The following is a 17455-nucleotide window of genomic DNA, read 5'->3' on the forward strand; positions in this document are numbered from 1 at the left end:
GTTTCCTTATAAATCCTCCAGTTGATATAATTACATCTGCGCACTCATTTTTGCGAATGCTGAAATTTGGTCATAATACATACTATGAAAGAATGAACGAAGGAGGTTTCACATGACTTACGTAAATGAAATGAAGTCAAAGCACGGCGGGATCACCGCCCACATCGTAAAGACCGAGAAATTTAAAACCGTTTCGCTGACGTTTAAAATGCTGGCTCCTTTAACGAAAGAGCTCGTAACAAAAAGAGCGCTGTTTCCGCATGTGCTTCTGCGCGGAACAGAAAGCCGCCCGAAAACCGCTGATCTGCGGTCTTATTTTGATGAGCTGTACGGCACATCCGTTTCAGCTGATCTGACAAAAAAGGGAGAACGTCATGTCATTACGTTCAGGCTTGAGATTCCTAATGAAAAGTATCTGAAGGACCGCACACCGTTATTGGAAAAAGGCCTTCAGCTTTTATCAGAGCTTGTCTTTTCGCCCGCTTTGGAAAACGGCGCCTTCCTGCCCCTTTATGTCACGCAGGAAAAACGGACGCTGAAACAGCGGATTCAGGCCGTATATGATGATAAGATGAGATATTCTAATCTGCGTCTCGTTCAGGAAATGTGCAAAAGCGAACCGTATGCCCTTCACGTCAACGGCGAGTTCGATGATGTTGAACACATTACACCGCAAGATTTGTATGAAGCCTATCAAAAAGCCATACGCGAAGATCAGCTGGACCTGTACGTCATCGGCGATGTTGATACAGATCAGGTGAAAACGGCCGTTGATACGTATTTTAAAACGGAAGAACGGGAGCTGAAGCCTTTTGAAAGAAGCGCGGCGAATGAACAGCCCGATCCGAAGGAAGTCATTGATGAAGAGGACGTCAAGCAGGGCAAGCTGAATATCGGATTCCGGACCAATACGACATATACAGATCCGGATTATCCTGCATTGCAGGTGTTTAACGGGCTGTTCGGAGGTTTCTCTCATTCAAAGCTGTTTATAAATGTCCGTGAAAAAGCGAGCCTCGCCTATTATGCAGCCTCAAGGGTGGAAAGCTTCAAAGGGCTTTTGATGGTCATGTCGGGCATTGAGGTGAAAAATTACAAGCAGGCCGTCACCATCATTGAAGAACAGTTTCAGGCTATGCAAAACGGTGACTTTTCAGAAGATGATATCGCCCAAACGAAAGCCGTTATTAAAAATCAAGTATTAGAAACCATTGATACGGCATACGGTTTAGCGGAATTTCTGTATCAGCAGGCCTCAGCCCAAGTAGAGATACCGATCGAAAGATTCCTTGATAATATCGAGAAAGTGACAAAAGAGGACATTATCAATGTCGGAAAGAACATTAAGCTGGATACGACTTATTTCTTAAAAGGGACGGGGGGAGCATCTTGACTAAACCGATAAACTTCGAACAGCTTCAGGAAACGCTGTATCATGAAAAAATGGCAAACGGCCTTGATGTCTATGTGCTGCCGAAACAGGGCTTTAATAAAACATACGCCGTGTTTACGACAAAGTACGGTTCCATTGACAATCAATTCGTTCCTTTAAATAAGGAAGAAATGGTACACGTCCCTGACGGAATCGCGCATTTTCTGGAGCATAAACTGTTTGAAAAAGCGGACGGCGACGTGTTTCAGGACTTCAGTAAGCAGGGGGCGTCGGCAAATGCCTTTACATCATTTACACGAACCGCTTATCTGTTCTCCAGCACTTCTAATGTGGAGAAAAACCTGGAAACACTCGTGGATTTTGTTCAGGACCCGTATTTCACGGAAAAATCAGTTGAAAAAGAAAAAGGCATCATCGGCCAGGAAATCAATATGTATGATGATAATCCGGATTGGCGGCTGTTTTTCGGCCTTATCGAAAATATGTATAAAGACCACCCCGTGAAAATTGACATTGCCGGAACGGTGGAGAGCATCTCACATATTACGAAAGATCTGCTGTATGAGTGCTACGAAACGTTTTATCACCCGAGCAATATGCTGCTCTTTATCGTCGGTCCCGTAGATCCTGAAGCGGTCATCAGCCAGGTGCGGAAAAACCAGGAGAAAAAGCCGTTTACAGACCAGCCTGAAATCAAACGTGAAGAAGTTCAGGAGCAGGAAGCGGTCTTCCGCCGGGAGCAGGAGTTAAAAATGAACGTGCAAGGCTCAAAATGTCTTGTCGGTTTAAAGGCGAAAGACCCTTATAAAACGGGGCGGGAGCTGTTGAAGCACGAGCTCAGCATGAACCTCATGCTTGAATGTCTCTTCGGAAAAAGCTCACCGCATTACGGTGACTTGTACGACAAAGGCTACATTGATGAAACCTTCAGCTTTGATTACACGGCTGAATACGGATTCGGTTTTGCCTCTGTCGGCGGAGATACACCGGAGCCGGATAAGCTCGCTGACGAATTAAAACACATGCTGCTTGATGCGGAATCAGCCGTGACTGCGGAAAAACTTGACCTTGCGAGAAAAAAGAAGATCGGGTCATTCTTAAAAGCGCTCAATTCGCCTGAATATATCGCCAACCAATTCACACGCTACGCCTTTTTAGATATGAGTCTGTTTGATGTCGTAACCGTACTGGAGCAGATTACGCTGGAAGACGTAAAGCGGGTCATTAAGGAAGAAATATCAGAAGACAGGCTGACAGTCTGCAAAGTCGTGCCAAAATCATAACAAAAACATCCCTCACGCCCTGAGGGATGTTTGTCTGGGGAAAGAAGGAGTATTGATTGATGAAACAGACAGCGCTCGTAACCGGAGCAAGCGGCGGAATCGGACAAAGTATAAGTGAAGTCCTCGCAAAAAACGGGTATGACGTCCTCTTGCATTATCATTCTAATAAGGAAACCGCACACAGGCTTGCGGAAAGGCTGAGCGCATCATTCGGCGTAAAAGCCTCCGTTATTCAGGCGGATCTGTCCTCACCGGATGGCGCGGAGACACTCAGCCGTTCCGTTAAGCAGCCTGTGGACGCTCTGATATTAAACAGCGGCAAAAGTCATTTCGGCCTGATTACGGACGTTACGGATGACACGGCGCGGGAGATGGTGCAGCTGCATGTGACGAGTCCGTTTCTTTTGGCGCGTAATCTGGTGCCCGGCATGATACGGAAAAAAAGCGGCGGCATCGTCGCGATCGGTTCCGTCTGGGGAGAAACAGGGGCATCGTGCGAGGTATTATACAGCATGGTCAAGGGAGCGCAGCATTCGTTCGTCAAAGCGCTTGCCAAAGAGCTTGCTCCGAGCGGCGTCCGCGTGAATGGAGTCTCGCCGGGCGCCGTTGATACAAATATGCTTGATCAGTTCACGTCTGATGAAAAAGAAGCGTTGGCAGAGGAAATTCCCGCGGGCCGGCTGGCAAAGCCGGAGGAAATCGCCGAAGCGGCGGTCTTTTTATTATCGGAAAAGGCTTCCTATATTACGGGGCATATATTATCCGTAAACGGCGGCTGGCACTGCTGAAAAAAATGTGTGTATAGTTTGCATCTGTACGGACAAAATAATTTTGTAACAACAGATGAAATGGAGGAACCCAACATGTCAGTATTAGAAAACTGGGATAATTGGAAGAATTTCCTTGGCGACAGATTGAACTATGCGCAGGAAAAAGGGATGAGTGATGAAACGATCACTGACCTCGCTACAGAAATCGGCGGTTACCTTGCGAACGAAGTCGACTCGAAAAACCATCAGGAAAAAGTGCTTGCTGATCTTTGGAGCGTTGCTTCTGAAGATGAACAGCGCGCCATCGCAAATATGATGGTGAAGCTTGTTGAAAATAACAGCACTCATTAAGAGGGGGGATTTCTCCTCTCTTTTTTTATGTTTTCCTCTATAGAGCAACATTCTTCTTTCTAATTAGAGAAAAATGTTTTATGATAAAGGAAGGTAAAAATTTGCCACAATGGAGGGGGTATATCATTTGGCAAAGCTCGAATGGTATTTTGAATATGAAATTCAAGTGAACCGCCCCGGCCTGCTCGGGGATATTTCATCTCTTCTCGGGATGCTGTCAATTAATATTGTCACAATTAACGGTGTCGACCTTTCCAGAAGGGGAATGCTGCTCAGATGCCGGCATATAGATCAAATTAAACGATTGGAATCAATTTTAAAAACAATGGAGACCATTAAAGTAACGAAGCTGAGAGAACCGAGGCTTCGCGACCGTCTCGCAGTCCGCCACGGAAGATACATTCAGCGTGATGCCGATGACAAAAAAACCTTCCGTTTTGAAAGGGACGAGCTCGGTCTTCTGGTTGACTTTATGGCCGAGCTGTTTAAAAAAGAAGGACACAAACTGATCGGAATCCGGGGAATGCCGAGGGTCGGAAAAACGGAGTCCATTGTTGCGTCAAGCGTTTGCGCCAGCAAAAGATGGCTTTTCGTATCATCAACGCTGCTAAAACAAACGATCCGGAGCCAGCTGGTTGCCGATGAATACAGCACGGAAAACGTGTTTATCCTCGACGGCATCGTTTCGACAAGACGGGGATCTGAGCGCCATCTTCAGCTCGTCAGTGAAATTATGCGGCTTCCGGCGACAAAGGTCGTGGAGCACCCCGATATTTTTGTTCAAAATTCGGAGTATACGCTCGATGATTTCGATTATATTATCGAACTCAGAAATGATCCTGACGAAGTCATTACATATGAACATGCAGAAGAACCGCAAATGTTTGATCAGACCGGTTTTTCAAGCTTTGATTTTTAATATTGGAAGGTGTTTGTTGTGACAGAATTAGCAATCCGGCTTAAAGAAGCCAGAGAGGAAAAAGGGATGTCGTTGGATGAACTCCAGGCGGCGACGAAAATTCAGAAAAGATACTTAACCGCTCTGGAAGAAGGCAATTATGACGTCATTCCCGGCAATTTTTATGTGCGGGCGTTTATCAAGCAATACGCTGAAGCTGTCGGGCTTGATTCAGATCAGTTATTTGAAGAATATAAAAAAGACATCCCTAACACGTACCATGACGATGTGTCGGAAAAAATCTCCGGTCTCGCCATGCAAAGGGAGCTTCCTAAGTCCGCTTCAAAGGCGGCGGAATGGCTTCCGACCGTCCTTGTCGTCATCGGTGTCATTATCGTCATCGCGATCATTTATGCGATTATTCAGCTCGGAATGAGCAAATCCGGGCAGACAGACGGAGATAAAGCCGTCACCCAAAGTGAGAGCAAATATGAGATTCCTAAGGATTCTGCGCTGAAAAACGACGGCAATACAAATGACGAAGCGCAATCTGACAGCAAAAAAGACAAAAAGGACACAAAAGCGTCAGAGCAGAAAAAGAAAGAAAAAAGCAGTGAAAAGACGGAGATCAAAGCGGCCGGAACGGAAGGCTCAGCTTCTTCATACAACGTCTCCGGGGCAGATAAGTATAAGCTTGAACTGATTGCTTCTGACAGCGCATGGATCCGCGTCCGTGATGACAGCGGCGGTTCCTTAAAAGAAGGAACGCTGCAAAAAGGCGAAACCTTTAAAAAAGACGTCACGGATCAAAAGCAGATTGAAATCCGCACGGGCTATGCCCCTAACCTGAAAATTAAAATCAACGGAGAGGTTCTGTCCTATGAACTCAATCCGCATGATGTGATGGCGCAGACCATCACAATCAAGATGAAAAAATAAAAGGGGAAAAAGTCATCTGAACGATTAAGATGACTTTTTCTTCACGTCCGAGTACATATTATTGGAGGGGCTTTATGTTTAACTTACCGAATAAAATCACACTGGCAAGAATCGCTTTAATTCCTGTATTTATGATTATCATGCTTGTTCCTTTTCAGTGGGGCAGCGTTCATATAGGGGATGAATCGATTCCGGTCGCGCATCTTACGGGAGCTGTTTTATTCATTATCGCATCAACGACTGACTGGGTGGATGGCTACTACGCCAGAAAACTGAACCTCGTGACAAACTTCGGGAAATTTTTAGATCCGCTGGCTGACAAACTGCTGGTATCCGCGGCATTAATTACGCTTGTGCAGTTTGACCTTGCGCCGGCGTGGATGGTCATCATCATCATCAGCCGCGAATTTGCCGTAACGGGATTAAGACTTGTGCTGGCGGGAACGGGGGAAGTTGTAGCCGCCAATATGCTGGGGAAAATTAAAACATGGGCTCAGATCATCGCTGTTGCCGCGCTTTTGCTGCATAATCTTCCGTTTGAGCTCGTTTCTTTCCCGTTCGGCGATATCGCTTTATGGGTGGCCGTGCTCTTCACAGTCATTTCCGGCTGGGAGTATTTTGCGAAGAACTGGGATGCGTTAAAAACATCTAACTAAGAAAGAAGGACTTAAAGATGGAAATAGCAAAAAAAGCAGAAATCATTGCAGTCGGCTCGGAGCTTCTGCTAGGCCAGATCGCCAATACGAACGCGCAGTTTATCAGTAAAGAGCTGGCGGAAATCGGTGTAAACGTGTTTTATCATACCGCTGTCGGTGACAATCCGGAGCGGCTTAAGCAAGTCATCCGCATTGCCGAAGAGCGCTCAGACCTGATTATTTTTTCAGGCGGCCTCGGACCGACCAAGGACGATTTGACGAAAGAAACCATTGCAAACACACTGGGGCGCCCGCTCGTTCTGAATGACGAAGCGTTCCGGTCGATCGAAGAATATTTCGCGAAAACAAAACGGACCATGTCGCCGAATAACCGCAAACAGGCGCTCGTCATTGAGGGCTCAGACGTTTTGGCGAATCATTTCGGCATGGCGCCGGGAATGCTTGCAGAGCACGGCTCAAGGCTTTATATGCTGCTTCCCGGGCCGCCGAGCGAGCTGTGTCCGATGTTTGAAAATGAAGCGAAGCCGCTGCTTCTTAAAAAGCTCGGTTCTAATGAGAAAATCGTTTCAACCGTGCTGCGGTTTTTCGGAATCGGTGAATCCCAGCTTGAAGCTGATTTAGAAGATATCATTGATGCGCAGACGAACCCGACGATTGCGCCGCTTGCTGCTGACGGCGAGGTCACGCTGCGTTTAACGGCGAAACATGCTGACGAAAAAGAAACAGAACGGCTTTTAAAAGAAACGGAAGCCGCCATTTTAGAACGTGTCGGTGAATTTTTCTACGGATATGATGATACGTCTCTGGTGAAGGAGCTTTCAAAAGCATGCAGACAAAACAAAATCACGATTTCTTCTGCCGAAAGCTTTACAGGCGGCCTGTTTTCAGAGTGGGTGACTGATTTAAGCGGTGCGTCTCAACTATTTGCAGGGGGTGTTGTCTGTTATTCCGACAGCGTGAAACAGCATGTGCTCGGCGTGAAAGCTGAGACGCTCGCAGCAAGCGGAGCGGTCAGCAAAGAGTGTGCGAAAGAGCTTGCAGCCGGTGTGAGAAAGCTGACCGGAAGCGATATCGGCATCAGCTTTACCGGGGTTGCGGGTCCCGACCCGCAGGAAGGGCATGCGCCGGGCCGCGTCTTTATCGGCATTTCAGCGGAAGGAAAAGAAGAGGTGCACGAATTTAACTTTGCCGGCTCAAGAACCGGAATCAGAAAGCGCGCCGCTAAATACGGCTGCCATCTCATTTTGAAAATGCTGGATCAAAAATAAAGTTTTAAAGAGGCGATTTCTCTGATTTTTAAGTTTTACAAGGGAAATTATGCTCTTTTGCAGAAAAGCGAACGCGGAAAAAATCCGAATATGCGTTCGCTTTTTTCTTGGCAAATGCCAGTAAACAAGGTATAGTATATGTAGTGGCAAGATAAAGGAGGAAAAAATAAATGAGTGATCGTCAGGCAGCCTTAGATATGGCTCTTAAGCAAATAGAAAAACAATTCGGCAAAGGTTCCATCATGAAGCTCGGAGAAAAAACAGATACAAGAATTTCAACGGTGCCAAGCGGTTCCCTTGCACTTGATACCGCTCTCGGAATAGGCGGATACCCGCGCGGACGGATTATTGAAGTATACGGACCTGAAAGCTCAGGTAAAACGACTGTAGCGCTTCACGCAATCGCTGAGGTTCAGGAAAAAGGCGGACAGGCAGCATTTATTGATGCTGAGCATGCTCTTGATCCTGTTTACGCGCAAAAGCTCGGTGTCAATATCGAAGAGCTTCTGCTTTCTCAGCCGGATACGGGAGAGCAGGCGTTAGAGATTGCTGAAGCGCTGGTGCGAAGCGGAGCTGTTGATATCGTAGTCGTTGACTCTGTTGCGGCGCTTGTTCCAAAAGCTGAAATTGAAGGTGACATGGGTGATTCACACGTCGGTTTACAGGCGCGTCTTATGTCTCAGGCGCTCCGTAAGCTTTCCGGCGCCATCAATAAATCTAAAACAATCGCAATCTTTATTAACCAGATTCGTGAAAAAGTCGGCGTTATGTTCGGAAATCCGGAGACGACACCAGGCGGCCGCGCGCTGAAATTCTATTCTTCCGTGCGCCTTGAAGTGCGCCGTGCCGAGCAATTAAAGCAGGGCAACGACGTCATGGGGAATAAAACGAGAATTAAAGTCGTAAAAAACAAAGTCGCTCCTCCGTTCCGTACGGCTGAAGTGGACATTATGTACGGTGAAGGAATCTCCAAAGAAGGGGAAATCATCGACCTTGGAACTGAACTGGATATCGTGCAAAAAAGCGGTTCGTGGTATTCTTATGAAGAAGAACGCCTCGGTCAGGGCCGTGAAAACGCCAAGCAGTTCTTAAAAGAAAATAAAGACATCATGCTGATGATTCAGGAACAAATCCGTGAATATTACGGTTTAGACAATAACGGTGTAACGGACAAAGCGGAAGAAGTTCAGGAAGAGATGGAATTAGAAGAATAAAAACACGATCAAAAGAGCGGAATAAGCAATTTCCGCTCTTTTTTTTGTGTGTTTCAAAAAACACTGGCTGTTTCGGAAAATTTTATCTGGAATGTTACAACTTTTTTCACCCTTCACTCGTCTAACATCATGGCGAAAGTTGAAATTATATCTGAGGAGGAAAAAAGATGACGAGCCCCCGCCGCACAAGAATAAATAAAAAAAGAAAGAAGAAGCTGATGAAAACGGGAGGGCTGTTTCTTTTTCTGCTGCTTGTTACTGTTTTTATTATGATCTGGACCGTCACGGCGCATCATCGGGAGAAGGAATCCGTTAAAAGCGCTCCCGCCGCTCAATCTGATACTTCAAAAGACCAGACTCAACAGAAAAAAGAAAAGACGCAAAAAGAGAAAACACCTAAATCAATCGATCACAATAAACAGATCAGCAATTACTTGCAACAGATCGGGTTCAGCGGCACTGCAATGATCGTAAAAGATGGAAAAGTTGTGCTGAAAAAAGGCTTTGGCTATGCGGACCGAAAACAAAAAATTAAAAACAATCCGGAGACATCATATTATATCGGTTCTTCACAAAAAGCGTTAATCGCGACGGCTGTCCTGCAGCTTGAAGAAAAAGGGCTGCTGCAGACGAGTGACCCCGTCAGTACATACTTGCCGAATTTTCCTAACGGTACGCGCATTACATTGAAAAATCTGCTCAATCATACGTCTGGCATAAACGGGCATATTGAGGGTCAGGGACCGATTGCTCCAATTGATTTAATCAAGGATATAGAATACCGCGGAATTAAACGGCAGCCCGGGGTTTGGGATTACAGGGATTCCAACTATTCAGTGCTTGCTTATATCGTATCTCAAGTCAGCGGGGAGTCTTATGAACAATATATAAAAGAGCACGTGTTCAAACCGGCCGGAATGAAGCATGCCGGATTTTACAAAACATTTGCCAAAGCCAAATATCCTGCCGTCGGCTACAAAGTCGATGAGAGCGGCAGTCTTGTAACGCCGCACCTTCTGGACTTATCGCAGCTGTACGGGGCGGGCGACATGTATATGAGCGCTGAAGATCTCTATAAATTTGATAAAGCGATCGTAAACGGCACGCTCCTTTCAAAAGAAAGCTTCACAAAAATGTTTACAGCAGGAAGCAGTGCCGCTTACGGCATGGGGTTTTACATTGATCCGGGAAGCTATTCCAATCACGGTGTTATGCCCGGTTACAACATTTTGAACAGCTTCAGCCATTCAGCAAGCAAATATGTCATATTACTGTCAAACATTCAGAATAACGCTAAATTAGGACAGGTAAACAATAGAATTTACCAATTGCTTAACCAGGCGGACTAACAGAGCCGTCATTCACGAAAAGCGGATGAAGGTATGGTATGATATATACATGGGCGAAGATCCGTGCTGAAGGCGAATCGTTAAGCTGGCAAGCTTGACAAGTATTTCCGACACAATTACAATGAAGTTGTAACATTTGTTTTTTTAACATGATTGTTAAACCATTTAAACTTGACAAGGGCATGAGAGACTCATTCCCTGTGAAGGTTCTGTATGTTGAGAAAATCAGACAATGTACATGCCGGCACTTATTTAAGCAAAAACCAAGTTCATAGCAAGAGGAGGTGAAAGTATGACCCCAATGACGGTTCTCATCTCCATTTTGCTGACTCTGCTCGGTTTAGTTGTTGGCTACTATGTTCGTAAAACCATTGCCGAAGCAAAGATTGCGGGCGCACGCGGTGCTGCCGAGCAAATCCTTGAAGATGCAAAGCGTGATGCTGAAGCACTGAAAAAAGAAGCTCTGCTTGAAGCAAAGGACGAAATCCATACACTTCGAATAGATGCTGAACAGGAAGTTCGTGAAAGACGAAATGAGCTTCAAAAACAAGAAAACCGTTTACTTCAAAAAGAAGAAAATCTTGACCGTAAACATGAAGGAATTGATAAACGGGAAGCGATGTTGGAGAAGAAAGATCATTCTCTGAATGAACGACAACAACATATTGAAGAGATGGAAAGCAAAGTGGATGAGATGATTCGTATGCAGCAGTCAGAACTCGAACGCATTTCGAGCCTGACACGGGATGAAGCGAAACAAATCATTCTTGACCGGGTTGAAAATGAGCTTTCACATGACATCGCCATCATGACAAAAGAAACCGAAAACCGTGCGAAAGAAGAGGCAGATAAAAAGGCGAAAAACATTCTGTCGCTTGCTTTGCAGCGCTGTGCAGCAGATCATGTTGCCGAAACGACGGTATCGGTCGTCAATCTTCCGAATGATGAGATGAAAGGACGTATCATCGGCCGTGAAGGGCGTAACATTCGTACGCTTGAAACGCTTACAGGTATTGACCTGATTATTGATGACACACCTGAAGCAGTCATTCTTTCCGGATTTGATCCGATCAGACGGGAGACGGCAAGAATCGCTCTTGATAAACTCGTTCAGGATGGCCGTATTCACCCGGCGCGCATTGAAGAAATGGTTGAAAAATCCCGCCGTGAGGTTGATGACTATATCCGGGAAATGGGTGAGCAGACGACGTTTGAAGTCGGCGTTCACGGACTCCACCCGGATCTGATCAAGATCCTCGGCCGGTTGAAATTCCGTACAAGCTACGGGCAGAACGTACTGAAACATTCTATGGAAGTTGCGTTTTTAGCCGGTTTAATGGCTTCCGAGCTTGGAGAAGATGCAAAGCTTGCCAAGCGGGCCGGTCTTCTGCATGACATCGGAAAAGCAATTGACCATGAAGTGGAAGGAAGCCACGTGGAAATCGGAGTGGAGCTTGCGACCAAATATAAAGAGCATCCAGTCGTCATTAACAGTATTGCGTCACACCACGGAGACGAAGAGCCGACTTCCATTATCGCCGTTCTGGTCGCTGCCGCTGATGCACTGTCAGCCGCAAGACCGGGCGCGAGAAGTGAAACGCTCGAAAACTATATCCGCAGACTTGAAAAGCTTGAAGAAATCTCCGAGTCTTACGAAGGTGTTGAAAAATCATTTGCGATTCAGGCCGGCCGTGAAGTTCGCATCATGGTGAAACCGGACTCCATTAATGATTTAGAAGCCCATCGTTTGGCACGTGATATCCGTAAACGAATTGAGGACGAGCTTGATTATCCGGGCCACATTAAAGTGACCGTAATCAGAGAAACTCGAGCCGTAGAGTATGCAAAATAAAGTGATGCTTAGCGCATCACTTTATTTTTTTGAGTCCCTGAAAAGGAAGGAATGGAATGTATGAGAATTTTATTTATCGGAGATGTTGTCGGTTCCCCGGGCCGCGACATGGTAAAAGAATATGTCCCGAAACTGAAAGCGAAACATAAACCGCATTTTACAATTATTAATGGAGAAAATGCAGCACACGGAAAAGGACTGACAGAAAAGATCTACCACAGCCTGATGGAAGCGGGAGCAGATGCCATTACAATGGGAAACCATACGTGGGATAAAAGAGAGATCTTCGACTTTATTGATGATGTGCCGCATCTTGTCCGGCCGGCGAATTTCCCGGAAGGTACGCCGGGCAAAGGCATTACCTATATTAAATCGAACGGAAAAGAGCTTGCCGTCATTAATTTACAGGGACGGACGTTTCTTCCGCCGCTTGATGATCCGTTTGCTAAAGCGGATGAATTAATAGAAGAAGCGAAAAAGCGCACGCCGTACATTTTTATTGATTTTCACGCCGAAGCGACAAGCGAAAAAATTGCGATCGGCTGGTACACAGACGGAAGAGCCTCTGCCGTGGTAGGCACCCATACACACGTGCAAACGGCAGATAACCGCATTTTGCCGAAAGGAACGGCATATATTACTGATGTAGGCATGACGGGTCCGTACGACGGAATTCTCGGTATGGACAGAGAAACGGTCATCAAGCGGTTTAAAACCAATCTTCCTGTCCGGTTTACGGTGGCGGAAGGTAAAACTACGCTGAGCGGAGTGCTCATTGACATCGACGATCAAACGAAAAAGGCCGTAAATATCGAACGGATATTAATCAATGATGACCATATGTTCTTTGAATAGGTGATCATGTGTTTATTTTATAAAAATATTAAAAGGAAAAGCAGGAATATAGCAACTTCTTAGTGAATATAGTAGAAATGGAAGGTAGCCCGCTATTTTTGAAAAGCATTGTGGGGATGGCTTTTTGGATAGCAACATCTAATAATGATTGTTCTAATGAACACTCACTTATCCATTGTAAAACTAAGGGGGAGCAGAAATGGAAATCTTAAAAGTTTCAGCAAAATCAAGTCCAAATTCAGTAGCAGGCGCGCTTGCCGGTGTATTGAGGGAACGCGGAGCCGCCGAAATTCAAGCAATTGGGGCGGGTGCCTTAAATCAGGCTGTTAAAGCGGTTGCGATTGCCAGAGGCTTTGTCGCGCCAAGCGGCGTAGATTTGATTTGTATTCCGGCTTTTACAGATATACAGATTGACGGAGAAGAAAGAACGGCGATTAAGTTAATCGTCGAACCCCGTTAAAAACAAAAACATGACATTCTCAACCTGCTTGCGTAAGGCGAGCGGGTTGTTTTTATTGTTGTCATATTTTCTCACAATATTATATTGATAGTACGAAGAGATGATAAATGGCTTTATTCATATAATATTCAAAAAAAATCACGCCCATTTTTCCGGACGGAAGCAGTTGTTTTCTTGGAGTGGACACTGGTATTTACCTCCTTTTTATCTCATGTTACAATCCAGTTATTACAGTGTTTTTTCGAGGAGGAGTGTACATGTTGGGAGGAAAGATGAAAGCTATCGTCAAAAATGAAAACGCTTTCGGAGCAACTCTGAAAGAAATTCCCATACCTTCCATAAATGAGAATGAAGTTCTTATTAAAGTACAGGCCGCATCTATATGCGGTACAGATGTGCATATTTACAATTGGGATCAATGGGCGCAGAAACGAATCAAAACACCTCAAGTATTCGGACATGAATTCAGCGGTATCGTAGCGGAAACGGGCAAGCACGTCACAAATGTCAAAATAGGTGACTATGTTTCGGCTGAAACCCACTTCGTCTGCGGTACTTGTGTCCCTTGTTTAACAGGAAAACATCATGTGTGCACCCATACAAAGATCCTCGGCGTAGATACAGCCGGTTCCTTCGCTGAATATGTCAAAGTGCCGGCTCGAAATGTTTGGAAAAATCCCGCTGATATGGACCCCGCCGTCGCTTCTGTTCAAGAGCCGCTTGGCAACGCGGTGCATACGGTGCTGGAAAGCAGCCGGCTTGCGGGCGGTTCCGCTGCAATTATCGGCTGCGGACCGATCGGGCTGATGGCGGTGGCAGTGGCTAAAGCGGCCGGTGCATCCCGTATTGCGGCCATTGATAAAAATGATTACAGGCTGGCTCTTGCAAAGAAATTGGGAGCCACGATCACCATTTCAGCTGATAAGGAAGATCCGCTTGAGGTGATCGATACCTTAACAGGCGGAGAAGGGATCGACCTTGTCTGCGAAATGTCAGGCCACCCGGCAGCTATCGCACAAGGATTAAAGATGGCGGCCAACGGGGGAAGGTTCCATATGCTGAGTCTGCCGGAACGTCCGGTGACGGTTGACCTGACAAATGACGTGGTGTTTAAAGGACTTACCGTCCAAGGCATCACAGGCAGAAAAATGTTTGAAACATGGCGGCAGGTATCGCACCTGCTTGAATCCGGCCTTGTTGATCTGACGCCGGTGATCACGCATCAGTTTCCGCTTGAAGACTTTGAAAAAGGGTTTGACCTGATGAGAAAGGGCCAGTGCGGCAAAGTCATTTTGATTCCATAAGGGGAGGGTTCAATAATGAAAGAATTTGAATTTCTAAAAGCAGAGCTTGATAAAATGAAAGAAAATAAAACGTGGCAGCAAATGAAACAAATTGAAACGAAGCAGGGTCCGTCGGTGGAAGTCAAAGGGGAAAACGTGATACAGCTTTCATCGAACAATTATCTCGGTTTGACGTCGCATCCAAGACTTGTCGAAGCGGCCAAACGCGCCGCGGAAGAATTCGGAGCGGGTACCGGGTCCGTCCGGACAATCGCCGGAACATTCACAATGCACAATGAGCTTGAGAAGAAATTGGCAAACTTTAAAAAAACAGAAGCGGCACTTGTTTTTCAATCGGGGTTCACAACGAATCAGGGCGTCTTATCAAGCATTCTTACAAAAGAGGATATCGTGATCTCTGACGAACTGAACCATGCTTCCATTATTGACGGGATCAGGCTGACGAAAGCAGATAAAAAGGTGTACCGCCATGTTGATATGGACGATTTGGAAAGGGTGCTGAAAAAATCAATGAATTACCGCATGCGCCTGATCGTCACCGACGGCGTATTCTCAATGGACGGCAACATCGCTCCTTTGCCTGACATCGTCAAACTTGCAGAGGCGTACGATGCCTTTGTGATGGTCGACGACGCGCATGCTTCCGGCGTACTCGGAAAAAACGGAAGGGGAACGGTTAATCACTTCGGGCTTGACGGAAGAGTCCACATTCAGGTGGGCACATTAAGCAAAGCCATCGGAGTGCTTGGCGGTTACGCCGCGGGATCGCAGGTTCTGATCGATTACCTGCGCCATAAAGGGCGTCCTTTCTTATTCAGCACTTCTCATCCGCCTGCGGTAACGGCCGCATGCATAGAAGCCATTGACGTCCTGCTGGAAGAGCCGGAGCATATGGAAAAGCTATGGGAGAACACGGCGTATTTCAAAGACAAACTGGTTCAAATGGGGCTGACCCTCACAAAAAGCGAAACACCGATCGTGCCGATATTAATAGGGGAGGAAGAAAAAGCCCAGGCATTATCAGACCTTTTATTGACCCGCGGCGTCTTTGCACAAAGCATCGTGTATCCGACGGTCGCCCAAGGAAAAGCGAGAATCCGCACCATTATTACGGCAGAGCATACAAAAGAGGAGCTTGACCGGGCCCTGGAAGTAATCCGTTCAGCCGCAAAAGAGCTTCAGCTTGTGTAAGGGGGAAATGATTCCCTCTTTTTTATTTCTTATTGATTCTTATTCTCAATAAGGTGTACAATAATAGGCTGGCGGTTGTGCCAAACGCTTTTAACCAGTATACTTGAGGGTGGAAGTTTCGGTTGAAAGGAGACATTCGAACATGAATGAAAAGCAAAAGCAGGAAAGCGGACAAGTGAATCCGGCGGACAAAAAATCCGAAAAGGATTACAGCAAGTATTTTGAAGCCGTATATATTCCGCCTTCTTTAAAAGATGCGAAAAAACGGGGCAAAGAATCCGTTCAATATCATAACGATTTTAAAATCTCAGAAGAATTTAAAGGCCTCGGTGAAGGCAGGAAATTTTATATTCGCACGTACGGATGCCAAATGAACGAGCATGATACGGAAGTCATGGCGGGTATTTTTATGGCGCTCGGTTATGAAGCGACAAATTCGGTTGATGACGCGAACGTTATTTTATTAAACACTTGCGCTATCCGGGAAAATGCTGAAAACAAAGTGTTCGGAGAGCTCGGCCATTTAAAGGCGCTCAAAAAAAATAACCCGGACCTGATTCTCGGCGTCTGCGGCTGCATGTCACAGGAAGAATCAGTCGTAAACCGCATCCTTAAGAAGCACCCGTTTGTCGATATGATTTTCGGCACGCACAACATTCACCGTCTGCCGGAACTGTTATCAGAGGCATATTTATCAAAAGAGATGGTTATTGAAGTGTGGTCGAAGGAAGGGGATGTCATTGAAAACCTTCCGAAAGTCCGCAACGGAAAAATTAAAGGCTGGGTCAACATTATGTACGGCTGTGACAAGTTCTGCACATACTGCATCGTACCGTATACCCGCGGAAAAGAACGAAGCCGCCGTCCTGAGGAAATTATCCAGGAAGTCAGAAGACTTGCAAGCGAAGGCTATAAAGAAATCACGTTGCTCGGTCAAAACGTGAATGCTTACGGAAAAGATTTTGAGGATATAACGTACGGTCTCGGTGATTTAATGGACGAACTGCGTAAAATTGATATTCCGAGAATCCGATTCACGACGAGTCATCCGCGTGACTTTGATGATCATCTGATCGAGGTGCTCGCCAAAGGCGGCAACCTTCTTGACCATATCCATCTTCCGGTTCAATCAGGAAGCTCAGCGATGTTAAAAATGATGGCGCGCAAATATGACAGAGAACGCTATCTGGAGCTTGTCGGAAAAATTAAAGCGGCGATGCCGAACGCTTCACTGACGACCGATATTATTGTCGGTTTTCCGAATGAAACCGATGAACAATTTGAAGAAACGCTTTCGTTATATCGCGAAGTGGAATTTGACAGCGCATATACGTTTATTTACTCTCCTCGTGAAGGCACGCCGGCAGCGAAGATGAAAGACAATGTTCCGATGAGGGTCAAGAAAGAACGTCTTCAGCGCCTCAATGATTTGGTGAAAGAAATTTCAGCCAAAAAAATGAAGGAATATGAAGGCAGGACTGTCGAAGTATTAGTTGAGGGAGAAAGCAAAAATAACCCTGACATTCTTGCCGGCTATACGGAAAAAAGCAAGCTCGTCAACTTCAAAGGGCCGAAAGACGCCATCGGCAAGATTGTACGCGTCAAAATCGAACAGGCGAAAACATGGTCGCTTGACGGTGTGATGGCAGGAGAAGCAATCGAGGTGAAATAA

The 17455-nt window shown here is 46.0% G+C and carries 16 protein-coding genes; all 16 read left to right on the top strand.

Annotation, left to right across the window (positions count from 1 at the left end; genetic code table 11):
* Nucleotides 1-112: 112 nt before the first annotated feature.
* The 16 genes from yfmF (at nt 113) to miaB (ending at nt 17455) form a co-directional block, all read left to right on the top strand.
* Nucleotides 113-1393: an EF-P 5-aminopentanol modification-associated protein YfmF gene (gene yfmF / locus MY7_RS07345; protein WP_007611492.1), complete on the top strand. Its 1281-nt coding sequence runs from the start codon at nt 113-115 to the stop codon at nt 1391-1393.
* The gene (yfmH, locus tag MY7_RS07350) at nt 1390-2676 is read left to right on the top strand and encodes an EF-P 5-aminopentanol modification-associated protein YfmH (RefSeq protein ID WP_007611496.1); all 1287 of its coding nucleotides are present in this window, start codon (nt 1390-1392) and stop codon (nt 2674-2676) included. The genes yfmF and yfmH overlap by 4 nt, the downstream gene beginning before the upstream one ends.
* Nucleotides 2677-2735: 59 nt before the next feature.
* On the top strand, nt 2736-3464 hold the full coding sequence (gene ymfI, locus MY7_RS07355; protein WP_007611507.1) for an elongation factor P 5-aminopentanone reductase: 729 nt from the start codon (nt 2736-2738) through the stop codon (nt 3462-3464).
* Between the two features lie 75 nt (nt 3465-3539).
* Entirely contained in the window at nt 3540-3797 is a 258-nt protein-coding gene (locus tag MY7_RS07360; protein ID WP_003154150.1) for a DUF3243 domain-containing protein, read from the top strand.
* Nucleotides 3798-3924: 127 nt separating this feature from the next.
* Nucleotides 3925-4716, top strand: coding sequence for a DUF3388 domain-containing protein (locus MY7_RS07365; protein ID WP_003154149.1), 792 nt, complete (start codon nt 3925-3927; stop codon nt 4714-4716).
* Between the two features lie 18 nt (nt 4717-4734).
* Nucleotides 4735-5634, top strand: a complete 900-nt coding sequence (locus MY7_RS07370; protein ID WP_014417801.1) for a helix-turn-helix domain-containing protein — start codon at nt 4735-4737, stop codon at nt 5632-5634.
* A 74-nt stretch (nt 5635-5708) separates the two neighbouring features.
* Nucleotides 5709-6290, top strand: coding sequence for a CDP-diacylglycerol--glycerol-3-phosphate 3-phosphatidyltransferase (gene pgsA / locus MY7_RS07375; RefSeq protein ID WP_007611521.1), 582 nt, complete (start codon nt 5709-5711; stop codon nt 6288-6290).
* A 17-nt stretch (nt 6291-6307) separates the two neighbouring features.
* Nucleotides 6308-7558: a competence/damage-inducible protein A gene (locus MY7_RS07380; RefSeq protein WP_007611522.1), complete on the top strand. Its 1251-nt coding sequence runs from the start codon at nt 6308-6310 to the stop codon at nt 7556-7558.
* A gap of 170 nt (nt 7559-7728) precedes the next feature.
* Nucleotides 7729-8772 carry a recombinase RecA gene (recA, locus tag MY7_RS07385; RefSeq protein WP_003154145.1) on the top strand — a complete coding sequence of 348 codons (1044 nt, stop codon included), beginning with the start codon at nt 7729-7731 and terminating at the stop codon, nt 8770-8772.
* A 167-nt stretch (nt 8773-8939) separates the two neighbouring features.
* Entirely contained in the window at nt 8940-10121 is a 1182-nt protein-coding gene (locus MY7_RS07390) for a serine hydrolase domain-containing protein (RefSeq protein ID WP_007611526.1), read from the top strand.
* Between the two features lie 292 nt (nt 10122-10413).
* Nucleotides 10414-11973, top strand: coding sequence for a ribonuclease Y (rny, locus tag MY7_RS07395; RefSeq protein WP_003154140.1), 1560 nt, complete (start codon nt 10414-10416; stop codon nt 11971-11973).
* Between the two features lie 60 nt (nt 11974-12033).
* A complete protein-coding gene (locus MY7_RS07400; RefSeq protein WP_003154137.1) occupies nt 12034-12828 on the top strand; it encodes a TIGR00282 family metallophosphoesterase in 795 nt (264 codons plus the stop codon).
* Between the two features lie 199 nt (nt 12829-13027).
* Nucleotides 13028-13288, top strand: a complete 261-nt coding sequence (gene spoVS / locus MY7_RS07405; protein ID WP_003154135.1) for a stage V sporulation protein SpoVS — start codon at nt 13028-13030, stop codon at nt 13286-13288.
* Nucleotides 13289-13545: 257 nt separating this feature from the next.
* A complete protein-coding gene (tdh, locus tag MY7_RS07410) occupies nt 13546-14592 on the top strand; it encodes an L-threonine 3-dehydrogenase (protein ID WP_007611527.1) in 1047 nt (348 codons plus the stop codon).
* Nucleotides 14593-14604: 12 nt separating this feature from the next.
* Nucleotides 14605-15783, top strand: coding sequence for a glycine C-acetyltransferase (locus MY7_RS07415; protein WP_029325912.1), 1179 nt, complete (start codon nt 14605-14607; stop codon nt 15781-15783).
* A 142-nt stretch (nt 15784-15925) separates the two neighbouring features.
* Nucleotides 15926-17455 (top strand): tRNA (N6-isopentenyl adenosine(37)-C2)-methylthiotransferase MiaB, encoded by a 1530-nt coding sequence (gene miaB / locus MY7_RS07420; RefSeq protein WP_007611533.1) that lies wholly within the window; start codon nt 15926-15928, stop codon nt 17453-17455.

Origin of the sequence: Bacillus sp. 5B6 (genome assembly GCF_000259405.1) — a bacterium.
GTDB classification, from domain to species: domain Bacteria; phylum Bacillota; class Bacilli; order Bacillales; family Bacillaceae; genus Bacillus; species Bacillus velezensis.